The organism is Vibrio sp. 10N.222.55.C7 (assembly GCF_041473335.1).
GTDB lineage: Bacteria > Pseudomonadota > Gammaproteobacteria > Enterobacterales > Vibrionaceae > Vibrio > Vibrio crassostreae_C.
Genome location: NZ_JBFRSC010000068.1, coordinates 49,582 through 64,919, shown reverse-complemented (window position 1 = coordinate 64,919; position 15,338 = coordinate 49,582). Strand labels below are relative to the sequence as shown.

General features: G+C 44.4%; 12 protein-coding genes. 3 read left to right on the top strand and 9 right to left on the bottom strand.

Annotated elements, in window-relative coordinates; all coding sequences use genetic code 11:
* Positions 1-4: 4 nt before the first annotated feature.
* Together ctaD and coxB are read right to left on the bottom strand one after the other, a co-directional pair.
* Positions 5-1,666: a cytochrome c oxidase subunit I gene (ctaD, locus tag AB4482_RS21335; protein ID WP_372181614.1), complete on the bottom strand. Its 1,662-nt coding sequence runs from the start codon at positions 1,664-1,666 to the stop codon at positions 5-7.
* Positions 1,663-2,865, bottom strand: a complete 1,203-nt coding sequence (gene coxB / locus AB4482_RS21330; RefSeq protein ID WP_017064841.1) for a cytochrome c oxidase subunit II — start codon at positions 2,863-2,865, stop codon at positions 1,663-1,665. Before coxB ends, ctaD begins: the two co-directional genes overlap by 4 nt.
* Positions 2,866-3,318: 453 nt before the next feature.
* Here coxB and AB4482_RS21325 point away from each other — a divergent pair, with 453 nt between their 5' ends.
* The gene (locus AB4482_RS21325) at positions 3,319-5,025 is read left to right on the top strand and encodes a phospho-sugar mutase (protein ID WP_372181612.1); all 1,707 of its coding nucleotides are present in this window, start codon (positions 3,319-3,321) and stop codon (positions 5,023-5,025) included.
* 106 nt (positions 5,026-5,131) lie between these two features.
* Here the strand turns inward: AB4482_RS21325 and AB4482_RS21320 are convergent, their stop codons facing one another.
* The 4 genes from AB4482_RS21320 to yegD form a co-directional block, all read right to left on the bottom strand.
* On the bottom strand, positions 5,132-5,764 hold the full coding sequence (locus tag AB4482_RS21320) for a LysE family translocator (protein WP_372181611.1): 633 nt from the start codon (positions 5,762-5,764) through the stop codon (positions 5,132-5,134).
* Between the two features lie 150 nt (positions 5,765-5,914).
* Positions 5,915-6,547: a fumarylacetoacetate hydrolase family protein gene (locus AB4482_RS21315; RefSeq protein WP_372181609.1), complete on the bottom strand. Its 633-nt coding sequence runs from the start codon at positions 6,545-6,547 to the stop codon at positions 5,915-5,917.
* A gap of 288 nt (positions 6,548-6,835) precedes the next feature.
* Entirely contained in the window at positions 6,836-7,957 is a 1,122-nt protein-coding gene (locus tag AB4482_RS21310; RefSeq protein ID WP_372181608.1) for a porin, read from the bottom strand.
* Positions 7,958-8,449: 492 nt separating this feature from the next.
* Positions 8,450-9,802, bottom strand: coding sequence for a molecular chaperone (yegD, locus tag AB4482_RS21305; protein WP_017064846.1), 1,353 nt, complete (start codon positions 9,800-9,802; stop codon positions 8,450-8,452).
* A 160-nt stretch (positions 9,803-9,962) separates the two neighbouring features.
* Between yegD and AB4482_RS21300 the strand changes: the two genes are divergently transcribed.
* The gene (locus tag AB4482_RS21300) at positions 9,963-10,271 is read left to right on the top strand and encodes a DUF1289 domain-containing protein (protein WP_372181606.1); all 309 of its coding nucleotides are present in this window, start codon (positions 9,963-9,965) and stop codon (positions 10,269-10,271) included.
* A gap of 134 nt (positions 10,272-10,405) precedes the next feature.
* Here AB4482_RS21300 and AB4482_RS21295 read toward each other — a convergent pair whose 3' ends face one another.
* Entirely contained in the window at positions 10,406-10,756 is a 351-nt protein-coding gene (locus AB4482_RS21295) for a HopJ type III effector protein (RefSeq protein WP_017061764.1), read from the bottom strand.
* A 194-nt stretch (positions 10,757-10,950) separates the two neighbouring features.
* Between AB4482_RS21295 and AB4482_RS21290 the strand changes: the two genes are divergently transcribed.
* On the top strand, positions 10,951-11,610 hold the full coding sequence (locus tag AB4482_RS21290) for a PilZ domain-containing protein (protein WP_017066093.1): 660 nt from the start codon (positions 10,951-10,953) through the stop codon (positions 11,608-11,610).
* A 59-nt stretch (positions 11,611-11,669) separates the two neighbouring features.
* Here AB4482_RS21290 and luxQ read toward each other — a convergent pair whose 3' ends face one another.
* Both luxQ and AB4482_RS21280 read right to left on the bottom strand, forming a co-directional pair.
* The gene (gene luxQ / locus AB4482_RS21285) at positions 11,670-14,243 is read right to left on the bottom strand and encodes a quorum-sensing autoinducer 2 sensor kinase/phosphatase LuxQ (protein WP_137001353.1); all 2,574 of its coding nucleotides are present in this window, start codon (positions 14,241-14,243) and stop codon (positions 11,670-11,672) included.
* Positions 14,243-15,337: an autoinducer 2-binding periplasmic protein LuxP gene (locus tag AB4482_RS21280; RefSeq protein WP_029235787.1), complete on the bottom strand. Its 1,095-nt coding sequence runs from the start codon at positions 15,335-15,337 to the stop codon at positions 14,243-14,245. Before AB4482_RS21280 ends, luxQ begins: the two co-directional genes overlap by 1 nt.
* Position 15,338: the final 1 nt, after the last annotated feature.

Sequence of the window (15,338 nt, the reverse complement as noted above, 5' to 3'; positions counted from 1 at the left end):
CCCTCTAATCCACTTTCGGCGGATGGGTAAAGGTGTGGTGAGGCGCAGGGCTTGGTACTGTCCATTCAAGACCTTCAGCTCTATCCCAAGGCTTACTTGGCGCAGGCTCTCCCCCTCTTACGCACTTAATCGCTAGCCATAAGAAAATTAGCTGAGACAACCCAAACGCAAAACCACCAATCGACACGACTTGGTTAACGTCAGCAAACTGAATCGCATAATCAGGAATACGACGCGGCATACCCGCTAACCCTAAAAAGTGCATCGGGAAAAACAGTACATTAACTGAAATCACCGACGTCCAGAAATGCCACAGGCTGAGCTTGTGGTCGTACATATGTCCGGTCCACTTAGGCAGCCAATAATAGGCAGCAGCCATAATCGAGAACACGGCACCGGTTACCAGAACATAATGGAAGTGAGCCACAACAAAATAAGTATCGTGGTATTGGAAATCAGCTGGCACGATAGCGAGCATCAATCCAGATAACCCGCCAATCGTAAACAAAACAATGAAGGCAATCGCAAACAGCATTGGTGTTTCAAAGGTCAAAGCACCGCGCCACATGGTCGCCACCCAGTTGAAGACTTTCACACCGGTCGGCACCGCTATCAACATGGTGCAATACATGAAGAACAGTTCGGCAAATACTGGCATACCCGTGGTGAACATGTGGTGTGCCCAAACCAAAAATGACAACAGTGCGATACTACAGGTCGCATAAACCATCGAGTGATAACCAAACAGGCGCTTACCACTGAATGCAGGGATGATGGCTGAGACAATACCAAAAGATGGCAAGATCATGATGTACACTTCGGGGTGCCCAAAGAACCAGAATATGTGCTGGAACATCACCGGGTCCCCACCACCAGCGGCATCAAAGAAGCTAGTCCCAAAATACTTGTCAGTCAGTACCATAGTCACAGCCCCCGCGAGAACGGGCATCACGGCTATCAGCAAGAAAGCGGTAATTAACCATGTCCATACGAACATCGGTAGCTTGAACCAAGTCATACCCGGAGCGCGCATGTTCACTATGGTTACGATGACGTTAATCGCCCCCATGATCGAACTGATCCCCATAATATGAACTGAGAATACGAATAGCGCGGTACTGTCTGGGCCATAAGTTGTCGAGAGTGGCGCGTAGAAGGTCCAACCAAAGTTCGGGCCGCCACCCTCTGTAAACAAAGATCCGATTAAGATTAGAAACGCAAAAGGCAAGATCCAGAAACTGAGGTTGTTCATTCTCGGCAGCGCCATATCTGGTGCACCGATCATCATCGGAATCATCCAGTTAGCCAAACCCGTAAATGCAGGCATTACGGCACCGAATACCATGATTAAACCATGGACTGTAGTCATCTGATTGAAGAAATCTGGCTCAACGAGTTGCAAACCCGGTTGGAACAGCTCCGCACGGATCACCATCGCCATTGCGCCGCCCGTTAAGAACATTGCAAAGCTGAACCACAAATAAAGTGTACCAATGTCTTTATGATTGGTTGAATATAGCCAACGAGCCCAGCCTTTAGGTGCCGCATGTGAATCGTGATCATCAACAGGCAAATCATTATTGCCCAAGGTGCCTTCCGCAGAATGGCTCAGTACTTGATCTTCTGCTGGAGCCGATTTCACCGGCTTATTGATTGGTGAACTCATAACTGATCCTTAGCATCATTTTGTGCATCATCCGTTGAGCTTTCAGAACTGCCTTCTTGCTTCGCCTTATAAGCGTTGATATCTGAGGCCTGAACAATATCGCCGGTATCATTACCCCAAGCGTTTCGTTGATAAGTTACTACCGCTGCGATCTCTTTCTCGGTTAACTGATTATCGAATGCTTGCATCGCCGTACCGCCACGGCCATAAACAATTGTGTCGATATGAACATCCACATCACCAAGGGCAATAGGACTTCCTTTGATGGCAGGGAATGCTCCAGGAATGCCCTCACCGTTTGCTTGGTGACAAACCGCACATCGAGTTTTGTAAACCTCTTCACCGATGGTATTCAACTCCGCCAAGGAAAGTGACGCACCTAATGCATCTTTTGCGGCTTGTTGTTCGGCTATCGCTAACTCTTTCTGCTCCGCTAGCCATGCGTCAAACTCATCTTCTTCCATGGCATGCACCACGATCGGCATGAAACCATGGGCACGACCACACAACTCTGCACACTGCCCTCGGTAAACACCAGGCTCATCTATCTTAGTCCAAGCCTCATTAATAAAGCCCGGAATGGTATCTTTCTTAACGGCGAATGCTGGCACCCACCATGAGTGAATCACATCATCGGAAGTCATCAAGAAACGGACTTTACGGTCAACAGGCAGTACCAGCGGCTTATCAACTTCTAGCAGGTAATGCGCGCCTTTCACTTCGAGGCCTTCAATCTCTTTGTCACTGGTCGCTAGAAGGCTGTAAAACTCGACGTCTTCACCAAAATAGCTGTAATGCCATTTCCATTGTGACCCGGTGATTTTAACGGTCAGATCTGATTGGGAGGTATCTTCCATCGCTATTAAGGTTTTGGTGGCGGGTATCGCCATAGCGATGAGAATGATGATAGGGATGATGGTCCAAAGAATTTCGACTTTCGTGCTTTCGTGAAAATGGGCAGCAACTGCGCCCTTCGATTTCCTGTGCCTCAAAATCGAATAAAACATCACACCAAAAACAACAAAGGCAATCGCACAACAGATGTAGAAGATCAGCATATGAAGTTCATACACCTTACCACTGATCTCAGTGACGCCTTGAGTCATGTTGTAATCACTGCTAGCGTGCACTAAAGGCGATACTAAAAGCACAACAAAACTCTTCAAAAGCCACGCTAGCCTAACCAGTAATCTTTTCAAAAGATCTCTCCTTGTCCTTCCTAATTGGATACTTGCGACCTAAATGTCGTTGCGAACTGGACAACATTCATTGTTATTCCGGCTACACATGAAAAGGCTGAATCTCAATCTACAACTCACATGGAACTAGCCTGTGAGCAGGCTACTGACCTCATATAAACCCAAGAACTAATACGGTTCAAAAGCGTTGGAGGTTTCCATGAAAGATTCAAAAACGGCGAACTTGTTAAATTTTGTTATATTTATGTAAAAGGCTAGTTAGTGATATCCAATTATTCAAGGTAAGTTTACTTACTAAACAGTCAATTATTTGAAGTGGCTTAATCTACGTGCCCTCTTGCCGTTGGAATTTATTTTATATCGAGTTTACGATTGCTTTCATGGAAATGAGAATTAATATCACTTAGATTAAATCAACGGTAAGTCATACAGACATTAATAGGTTTAGTGATTATGCAAGATGCAATGAATTGGTTAGCGAGAGACCCAGATCCAAGAACTCGTGAAGAACTTCAACACCTCATCGATGAGGGAATGCACGACGAACTTGAAGACCGCTTTACTCAACGATTAGAGTTCGGAACTGCAGGACTTAGAGGCAAAGTTGGATGCGGCCCAAATCGAATGAACCGTTTAGTCATACAGGAAACAGCAACCGGGCTCGGCCACTACTTAATCGAACATGTCGCTAATGCGACCATTCGCGGTGTGGTCGTCGGTTATGACGGCCGTTTAGATTCAAAGCAGTTCGCGATTGATACCGCTTCCGTACTCACGGCTTTAGGCATTAAGGTTTATCTAACCTCGAACGTCGCGGCGACCCCTATCGTTGCCTTTGGTATTGAGCACTTCAACGCCGCAGCTGCCGTTGTGGTGACGGCCAGCCACAACCCACCGGAATACAATGGTTTCAAAGTGTACTGGGAGAATGGCGCTCAAATCATTCCTCCTCACGATGCGGGTATTGCCGCTGAAATCGATATCGCATCGACCAAGCCGCTCCCTTTAATGAGCCTAAGTGACGCTGAGACGCAAGGTAAGTTGGTGTGGTTAACTGAAGGCTATTATCAAACGTACCGCGCTGCGATCAATCAGAGCCCATGCGTGAGTGACGAGATCGAATCGGCGAACACCACCATCACCTATACCGCAATGCATGGTGTCGGCGCACAAATGGCCGAGGATCTACTTCACGATTCTGGTTTCCATAAGGTGTTCAGCGTCGCCGAGCAAAGAGAGCCCGATGGTAACTTCCCGACCGTCAACTTCCCGAATCCGGAAGAAAAAGGCGCGATGGATCTGGTGGTTAACTTAGCAAAAAGTGTCGATGCCGACATTGCTTGTGCCAACGATCCAGATGCAGACCGATTTGCGGTTGCAGTGAGAACAGATGATGGCTCATACAAAATGCTAACAGGTGACCAAGTCGGCGTGCTATTCGCTCATTATCTACTCTCAAAGCCGCATACCAAAAACCAATTAGTTGGTAACAGTATCGTATCTTCAACATTGCTTGAAAAAGTAGCTCAATCCCACGGGGCGACTTATTTCCAAACACTGACAGGCTTTAAATGGTTAGCGAATATTGGCATGCAATTGGAAAATGATCAGAACGACTTCTTGTTCGCCTATGAAGAAGCATTAGGCTACACAATTGGTACTCAAGTACGAGACAAAGATGGGCTGTCTGCTATTGTCGTGTTTGCTCAATTGGTTGAGGAGTTAAAATCTCAAGGTCGAACTGTCTGGGATCTTCTTGCTCAAATTTCATTTGAACATGGGGTTCACACCAACGCGCAGCGAAGCATTGCTCTTGACCCAGATTCGCCATCGTTAGGTTCGAAGCTTAGGTCTGCACAACCTAAAGCAATCAATGGCGTCGCTATATCAGTGATTGAAGATCTGCAGTCGTCTTTACGCTTTGTTATTGGTGGTAATACTGAGGCGATTAACCTGCCCGCAAGTGACGTACTCATCTATCACCTCGAAGACGGCTCACGCATTATCGTAAGACCTTCCGGCACTGAGCCAAAAGTTAAGGTCTACTATGAGACGGTGACAAAATTTGAAGGGACAGAAATCTACGAAGACACTCGCCTGCGCGGTGAGAAGTACATGGACAAACTCATCGAACAACACCAGCAAGAGCTGAATTCTTAGCGATTAGTATGTTCAACATATAACGGTTAAACCAAAAAATGGACGCTCTAAGCGTCCATTTTTCTATCGTCAGCTCACCGCGCGATAATATGTTCGATTTGGAACTTTACGAAGTAAAGAAAGAAGACAACATCCAAGCCGCCAATACGATGAATACACCGCCCATCACTTTCTGCTGATAAGTGCGAAACTTAGCATTTTCGACTAGAGACTTACCAATCGTACCGACCAACGCTACTAGTAAGAAATTGAACGTTAAACCTAAGACATTCAGTAGCAAACCAAGCACTAACATTTGCTCGCCCGAAGTCGCTTCAATATTCGTCGACACAAACTGAGGCAGAAACATCACAAAGAAAACCAACGCTTTAGGATTAAGCAGGTTACTGATTAGCGCTCTTTGATAGTAGGCTTTTGCTGCAAAGTTATCGCTTAACTCAGGCGCGTTACCCTGCTCTGTTCGCAGGCAGTCCCATCCCATCTTCAACAAGTACGCGCCGCCTAACAAATGTAGAGCTTTAAGCGCTATTGGGCTCATTGCGATCAACGCTGATACACCCATAGCCGCTAATACTGTCAGAATGATTCCAGAAGTCGCATTACCTAGGCTTGCAAACACGCCGACCTTACGGCCATAGCTCATGCTTGAACTCGCAATCAGTAACATATCAGGGCCAGGTAAAAGAAGAAGTGCAACAACGGCAGTCAGGTAGACAGGTAAAATGGTTAAGTCGATCATGAGGTTCAGCATTGATAAAAATGGAGGCGGATTTTATATCAATTACTGACGCCCTTCCAGATGCAATCAGTTGTACCAAGGCTAAAATTTCGAATTAAAAACCAACATCATAAAATTAGCCCAAATTATTAACTAAACAGATAACAATAATTAACTCGCGACCCACTCTATCTCTATCAATGTTGTCTCACCACACTTAAGGCGGCCAAGGAAAATATCACCTTGGTGCACTTCTCCGACGCCTTTCGGGGTGCCTGTCATCACAACATCGCCATCCAGCAAGGTCGTGTAAGAAGAGAGCTCTTCGAGGATAGTTTTCGGGGAATATAGCATCTGCTCAACGTGCCCTTTCTGAACACGAACACAGTTAATAAACAGCTCTAGATTCAAGTCTTCAAGATCCAAATCTGTTGTGGGTACAAAGCGGCTAAGAACGGCAGAACCGTCAAACGCTTTAGCGCGCTCCCAAGGCAAGCCTTTTGCTTTCAAGCTACTTTGCAACTCGCGCTTAGTCAGGTCTAACCCTAAACCTACCGCTGAGTATTGACCGTTTTCAACGATGAAACAGATTTCAGCTTCATAGTGTAGGGCTTCTTGATGAAAAGAAGAGAGAGAAGAAGTTACGCTAGTAGACGGCTTGTTGAACACCACCATAGCATCTGGGATCGCGTTGTTAAGCTCTTCGATATGATCGACATAGTTACGCCCAACACACAGCACTTTCGTCGGTGTCGCTGTTCGTTTCGAATTCATTAACTGTTCCTGATCTACAACGCTGCTCATAGTTTATCCCTGAACTATTTTTGGAATGCAGAGTTTACCTCATCACAAAGAGAGAATCTTCGACAAGCTGACTACTGATCTCCAAATTCTGATCTTTAGCTCAATTCGCTCATTGGGAAGTTTTTGTAAGGAGATCGCTGCATTAAGAAATGGCCATTCAAAACAGAAGTTCAAAACGAAAAAAGCCCTCTCCAACCAATAGGTTTGAGAGGGCTTAGCATGGTGTCTAGGACAGTATCCTAAAAGGTAAACCTAAGGAGTAAACACTATGCTAAATCAGTCTGCGACTTATAGGTAGTAACGACCACCGATAGTCCACTTATCATCAGTGTTACGACCGTTGTCGTCATTTAGGTCGAACTGGTAACCAGCGTAACCAACGAACTTAGGAGTGAAGTTGTATTCAGTTTGAAGAGCTAGTTCTTCACGAGCTGTTTCTTTTGAATCGCCTTTAATTACACGGCCTTCAACCATCTCGTAGTTGATGATAAAGTTTAGGCTGTTGTCTAGTGCGTAGGCTGCTAGTAGCTCATATGCGTCACTTTCAGCAAGAAGGCCAGTTAGCGTAGCATTAGCACCATCAAAAGTACCACTACCTGAAGTAGAGTTCATGTACTCGTTAGAAGCGTATACACCTGCTAGGTAAAGACCTTGACCGTAAGAGCCGTATGCAGCAGAGAATACGTGAGATGATGCTGTTTCAGTATTACCAGAAATCTTGATGTCACCAGTGTTGTAACCGTAACCAAGCTTAGCACCCATGATCTCGTAACCTAGGGTTACTTGAGTGCGGTCTTTCACCTCAGTGTTGAAACCAACAGTGTAAGATTCATCAGTCAGACCTGTTCCATCGCTGATAGTTGCGGTGTAGATGTCAGAAACAGTTTGCGTACCTTGCCAACCCAGGCCAATAGTAACTTTACCCGCTTCACCTAGTTCAAAACCATTGCGGTAAGAAACCATTTTGTCCGCACGGCCAGTACCAAGAGCACCGTGGTTGTCGTAGATGAAGTCGTTCGCGAATGCGATTGGCATATCCGCAACGCCCGCTACATCGTAGTAAGGAGCCCATTGAGTGCCCACTACTGCACGGCCAAAGTCGTCGTGAGTAACACCAACGTAACCTAGACGAGTTGTAAACGTCTCTTCACCACCTTCAAGGTAGTTAAGTGCCCATTCGCCTTTAGCGTCAGCAGTAAAGCCGTTACCCAATTCTTGAGTAGCGTTAAAGTTGATACGTGGTGAGTTAGCACCTACATCTGTATCGCCGTTCTCAGAACCGTTTAGGTTTACTGAAACGTGACCGCCAACTGAGAATGTTGTGCCGTCTTCGTTGTAAAGTTCTACTGCAACTGCCTGTGTACCAAATACTGCACCAGAAATTGCTAGCGCTAAAAGTTTCTTATTCATTTGTCATGTCCATTATGTAACTGGGTGAGTTATTCACTAACAACCTCGTGCTTACGGAGAAGTTGTTACCTGCATTTAACAAGTAGGCAAACCCTAATATACGAATGACAAGAAAGTTGCATTAAAATATATAAAATAAAAAAAATCGCACTATAAAAAACAAAAATACCTTTTAAAACAGTTGATTAACACGACGATTTCTGGGATCTCCTTTCATTCTTTGAGATAAATACTTTGATTATTTTTGATTTTATAATCACTAAAAAAGCATTAAAAATCTAAACCCAAGGTAACTCATCAGACCATCGAGAGGCTCGCCTTTGCCTTTGAAACATTTTGTAACACGTAGAGCTCAGCTGAAATATTTAGCTTTGTGAAACAAATCCCAATATGAGCTAGGAAAAATCGTTCAATAGAAAGTTTATTAGAGAAAAACAAAAAAAGGGCAACCAATCAGCGACTGGTTGCCCTTCATAACTCATCATTGAACTCTTATTTGAAGCAAACCTCAGCCCAACGAGCTAAACCTGCAGTTACTGAACCGAAGTAATTACCACTCACAATCGGTACATTCGGCACAGCTTGTTGTACGGCTTCACGAAGTATCGGTGAACGAGCGGAACCACCCGTCATGTAGATTACGTCTGGCTTTTTCTGGCCTTGTTGAATCGCTTCTTTAACCAACTCAATCATCTTAGACTTTGGTGTTTCAATCGCTTCAACCATCTGTTCGACTGAGATATCTACCTCGACCAGTTCAGAGGCAACATTAATCGCAGCACGATATTGAGGGGATTCTGCCAGCGCAATCTTGGCCTCTTCCGCTCTACGCACAATACCGTAACCCAAAGTGTCGTGATAAACCTTCATCAAACGTTCTAGCTTTTGAGGCTCTGACGCTTCTTTACGAAGTAATTTTAATGCCGCTAGGTTTTCTCTTGAATAGAAGTTCTTTTGAGCTTCAACATTATTAATCGCAATTGGGTTCCAGAATTGAGTCAGTGGCATATCAATACCCGAAATGCCTTTGCTGCCCATACCAAAAGGTGACATCAGTTGTTTGAATGCAAGATAGATATCGAGGTCATTCCCCCCTACCCTTTGCCCACTGTGTGCCAACAAGCTCTGGGTACGATCCGCTTTACCAGACCACGTTGGTCCCATTTCTAATAATGAGCAATCGGTGGTACCACCGCCAATATCAACAACCAATACTGTTTGGTTTTCAGTTAATGTGCTTTCGTAATCAAGGCCTGCGGCTACGGGCTCAAATTGAAAAGCGATATCAAGGAAACCGGCACGCTTAGCTGCGCGAGACAGTATGTCTTCAGCTTGTCTGTTCGCCTCTTCACCACCTCGACCGTGGAAGTTAATTGGTCGGCCGATAACAGCTTGCTTGATCTGCTCTTGAGTCGTGAGTTCGGCTTGATTCTTGATATTTGCCATCATGGCGCACACTAAATCTTCGAAAAAGCTCACCTGCACATCATGCAGTCCACTCGCGCCAAGGAAAGATTTAGGGGACTTAACATAATAAACATCGCGAGGGTCTTCTAAATATAAGTCCAACGCAGCCTGACCAAATGCCATGTCTTCTGGCACTAAGTCGATACTCTCTTCTCTGTTCAGCGCAATCGCACGTCGTAGTACTTGCTCACCGATCGCATCACTCGGCTTGATATTCAAGTGGCGGAATAGATGTTCAGAAACACTCTCACGAGTAGGCGCAAACACGGTTGAGGGAATATAGTGGTTGTTACCTTCTAGCGGTAACAGGCTTGGCTCTCCATTAACCATCGCCGCGACAGAACAGTTCGCTGTTCCATAATCAAATCCAATAAACATAATATCCCCCCACTCAATAAAAGGGGCGAGATGCTACATGAAAAGCCTAAAAATTACGAGGTCATTTCTAAATTTAACTGAGTAATTTCTTAGCTTAACGGCTCTTCAAGAAGAAACAAATATGCTACATTTCAGCCCAAATGAATCACAGGTTAGAGAAATGAAAACACCTTGCCGAGCGGCTTGTAAAAATAATGGCGGAATGTGTAGTGGCTGCTTTCGAACAATGGATGAAATTATAGGTTGGAAAGTCTTATCTGAAGAAGAGCAAACGTCGGTTATGGATAATCTTAGTGGCGCGAGTTCGACTCACCAATGTCCACAGTGTAATGAGCCAGCTCAATGCGATATCAGTGCGGGCAAAGAGACGTGTTGGTGTTTTGAGTTAGAAAAACGAGATACTAGCGATATTCCAAAGGCTGGAGTTTGTATGTGTCGTAAGTGCTTGTCTGCCCTGCCCGTTCAGTAGTTTAGAGCCCATTTAGTAAGTTACTGGATAGCAAGTTACTAGCCAGTTCAACATAGACAAAAAAAGCGAGAGGTTGTTTTCTCGCTTCAAAATACTGAGATTAAATTTCGACCTAATCGTTACCTGGTTAGTGTCTACTTCACTTTTGCAACCAGCGCAGGCTGAGAAAACTGGATACCATTCCAGCCATGAACCATAAAGTTACGAATATTTTGATGGTCGCTGTTCTCAGGAAAACCTAGCACGTCGTTACGATAAAATTGACCAAAACAAGCAAGTGTTTGCTCTGCTGATAGGCCTTGCTCTAAACCAAAAGCAAAAATCTTACACGAACCATTATTCTGCCCTGCAGCGTTCACTACCTCACCATTGCGAAATTCGCGCTCAGAAAAATCATAGTGAGCTTCGATCACTTGCATTGTATCTTCAAATTGCACGGCCTCTGGGGTTTCAGCCAGAGTATTCAATAAGGTTTCCAGTTCCATTTACTATTTCTCCATCAAGTATATATCTGTCAGCAGTGTATCTTGTTTTACGACAAGAGTAAGCCGTTGTTTACTTGAGATAGCGATTCACTTTTTTGTTGTACGCTGCTAATTACTTCAATGAAACTAATGACATAGTTTTATCAGGGCGTTATATTATTTTATCAAACGATTAACATTGTTCAGTAACGAATATGCATAAAGATAAAAACTTAGAACTGTTCAGATACCTAAAGCCAGGTACAAAAACAGCAGGTGTATTGGAATTTGGCCCAGACGACTCAATCCAGATCAGTACACTTTATATCGGACACAAAGAAGATCAGTACCTCATCCTAGAGCTTACGCAAAAAGCGACAGAAGCACTGACGCTGAGAAAGCTCACAAACGTTGATATTATTGTTCGTGCGATTACCGACACCGAACTTGGGCACATTGTCGCGTTCAAAACCAATGTACTGGCTCATATCACCTCTCCAGCACATCTAATCTTCCTTCGCCCACCCTCAAACTTTGCAACCAAGCCTATTCGTGAACACGAAAGGTATAAAGTACGTCTCAGCTGTGAAGTCACTTTTGATACCTTGTCGCTGGATGCCACACTAGTCGACTTTTCAGCGTCAGGGTGCGGTATCTATCTTACCCAGCAATCAGATATTGATGTCGGCTGGAAGATAAAAGTTAATTCTGACTTAAATGAGTACTTAGATGACGATCTTGTCTACAAGGTGGTAAGTAAGAAAAGGCAAAGACAAGGCTGGCTGCTAGGTATCCAATTCCCTGAACACCTAGATATGAGTGATGAGTTGAAAACGCTGCTATTGGAACAAGCCTTTGTCGCTGGCTCGATATAAAGGCAGAAAATTAGTTACTTCTCTTCAACAGACTCCATTAAAGAGCACTAAGTTAAAGCCTAGTGCTCTGTGTCATTCCAGTATGAGTTTTTGAAATGAACAAACGCTTGGTGGAGCGACTCTTCTTTAATCGGCTTTACAATTACGTAATTCGCCCCTGCGGCCATAAAGCTGTCTCTAGTTGACTCTTGAGCATCAGCGGTACACGCATAAATAGGGGCTGACACACCAATCTCACCTCTTAGCTGCTGAGTGGTTTCAACACCACCGAGATTAGGGAGTTGGTTATCCATCAAGATCAAGTCATAGGTAATCGTCTTAGCCATCTCAATCGCTTCTAAGCCATCTTTTACCCAGGTGACGACCATGCCATATTTCTTACAGAAAGCCTGAGCAATAAAGGCGTTGGTGTGATTGTCTTCCACCAGCAACACATTCAAAGGTCGACTAAACAACGCCTCTGGCTCAACCTCAGCTTGTTGCTTAGCATCGACTAATAGCGGCTTGGCGTGTACGACTACAGGAATTTCTATCGTGAACTCTGAGCCTTGACCTATCACGCTGCGGACTTGAATGTCCCCTTCCAGCATATCGACCAGATTTTTTACAATTGTAAGTCCTAAACCAGTGCCACCATATTCACGAGTGGTGGTCTCTTCGGCTTGAACAAAGGGTTCAAAAACAGCATCAATTTTGCTTTCATCAATACCAATGCCAGAATCTTTCACTCGAACGATCAAGCTGGCGTGATCGGAGTTAAAGATACTCTCGAGCTCAAAGCTGACGGAGATACCGCCTTGATGAGTGAATTTAAAAGCATTACTCAACAGATTAAACATGATCTGATTGAGGCGTACTTGGTCGGTATTGATTTCAATGTCATCAACCAAGTGATTCACAATGGTAAATTCGACGGATTTATCTTCACACAGCGGTCGATAGATGCTGTCTAAGGTATTAACTAACTCTCCTAAACGGAAGTCTTTCTTTTGAATATTAAACTGCCCTTGCTCAATCTTTGAGAAGTCCAAGATATCGTTAAGTACCGCCAGTAAATGTTCCGCACTATTACACAGTACATCCACCTGCTCGCGATTATCTTCATTGTGCATAGAGCGCTTGAGCAGCTGAGACACACCGAGAATACCGTTGAGCGGCGTGCGAATCTCATGACTCATCTTAGCTAAGAAGTCTGCTCGCACATTCGCAAGATGCTCAGCTTCTTCTCTTGCTCGATCAGCCTGTCTTTCCGCCTCGATTAGCTTAGTAATATCTTGCCCTTGTACCACCACTCCTGTGATGCCGTGTTCCACGCGAATAGCAGACATGTTCCAACGAAACACCTTTTCACCAATGGGTACGTTAATACCCGTCAGTTTAGAACCCTGAACCACCATTTGAATATTAGGCAGCATTCGCTGCTCAAACTCTTGGGCAATTGGACCATAATTGTCATCAGCATCGAACAACGCCATGCGAGCGGCGGGGTTCATCTGAATCAAATCGCCTTTTTCAGACCAAACTAAGATAGGCGAATGAGCAAAGTTAAAGAGATCTTGGAATTTTTGATTCTGTTCAGATAAGCGCTCAAAGGTGTCTTCAAGAGTACAACCAATATGATGAAATTCGAAAATGTTAGAGCCATCGAACTTGTTGTACTTTTCGCTAGCACTTGCCGAACGAGTAAAGTCCATTAGCTTATCAAGCTCGGCTGAGACTCTCTTTTGAATCCAAGTTCGAGCAAAAAAAGACATCAATATGATCACCACAATCACCACGATGATCGCACGCTGATAATTCTCTTCTAACGCAATGAAATTATTATTTTTTTGAACAGCTCGAATGATTAAAGGAGTTTCAACAGCATTAATCTTAATGGTTGCGATGGTAACGAAATGACGCGGCAACTGTTCGTACATTTGGTAATTGAGGATGTCAGTAATGGTGTAGCTTTCATCACCACTGAATGTCGATGTCACCGGTGTACCGTGCGCTTCAATCACGATATTTTCGCTATTACTGCCCTGTTGGATTGACTCAGCCAAAGAGAAGTTGTTGTCAAGCACAATGGCGATATAGAGTTGACCAAGGACTTCCCCAGTAGCGTTATCAACAATAGGGGTACGGCGAGCCAACAAGTGACGCTTACCTATATCTGTCCTCAGTTTAATAAAATGCCAATTACTACTGAACGAAACCTCATCAGAAATATGCTTTAAGTTGGACTCATCCAAACCATAAAATTGACTGTTGCCGTCTTCCCAAGCCAAACCATCGTGGGTTGAGACAAAGCGTAAATCTGGTGCATGATCCGGTTCACGTTGGTCAACACCAAAGAAAAAGTAGCTCAGAGTCTCGTCATTACCCGTATCAAAGTACTCTCTGAGAGTTTCACTGTGTGAGCTACTGTCTTGATGGATTTGCAGCACCGACAAACGATAATCAAACATGTTTTGGATCAGGCTTGAGGTTTGCTGTACCGTTCGATTCGTCTCTTGCTGTACGATATTACTGCTGGTTTCATAATTATGAATAAGCACGCCAAGTGCCATCACGCCTATCACCAAAATAACGATACGCGTAATGAGTCTAGCTAAAGTGTTTCTAGGTGTACTGGCGTAACTTTTCTTCATTAGTGACCTGAGTACCTAAATGCTCGCTGTTTAAGTTCTGAAATACGTTCTGGGGAATCTTCCTTGGTGACAATTTCAAATTCACCAGAGTAAACGGTAGGCACTTCCAAACCGGCTAGATCCCACTTGATCGCCTCTGCCATTGCAATGCCTGTATCGTCGTTCATACGCATGACAGTAACATCTAGGTCGCCCCTTGCAATGGCTTCAAGTTCAGCAGAGCCGCCTCCCCAACCATTCACTAAGATGTCTTGGCCCGATTCACGAATCGCTTCCATTGCACCGAGAGCGACATCCGTTGAACATGCATAGATAAAGTCTAGATCCTTATCGTTCTCTATGCTGATTTTAGCCGCTTGGTAGCCACTGTCTTTGTTTGATTTTGTGTAAAACGAAGACTTAAGGGTAAAGTTGGTAACCGTATTCACTTCATGGATAAAAGTATCTCCACGCGCATCACTGATATAGCCTTGTGAATAATACAAAACAGAATACTTACTGTCTGGCGGACTTACTTGTTTAAAATAGTCCGCCAGTTTTAAGCTGCCTGTCGCATGGTCAAAACCCACATACATAAATGGCTGTCTATCTGCCCAAGCTCGCACTGGCGTCGTGATATTTTGAAGAATCAGTTTGGTGTCTGTAGAGGTCAACACGTGCTCGATAAACTTGCGGTGGCGCGTGGTATCTAGCGTGAAAATCAAATAATCCGTCTTGTTTTCAATCGCTTCTTGCAACGAAATACTCTGCTGCGCGAGATCGGCATTAATACGGGTAAATACTTGATTTATTTGGTAGCGGATCTTCAGCCTATCGAGACGCTTCTCAAAAGCTTGAATATTACGAACCCAGTAATCCGAGATCTGTTGGCCCGGATACACCACGGAAATCGTAATTGGTTCGTCTTGGATTCTTCTCAGTGGCACAGGGTGATTTTGTACAGCCTCGACCATTTTATCGGTCAATGCTCTTTGTTCTGGAAAAGTGGAAAGATAATCTTGGTATTCCCAGTACCTATTGAGGACATGAGTACCATGGGAAAGAGCGGACGCAGAAAATACGGCAAGTCCAAACAACATCAGTAAACGTTTCATA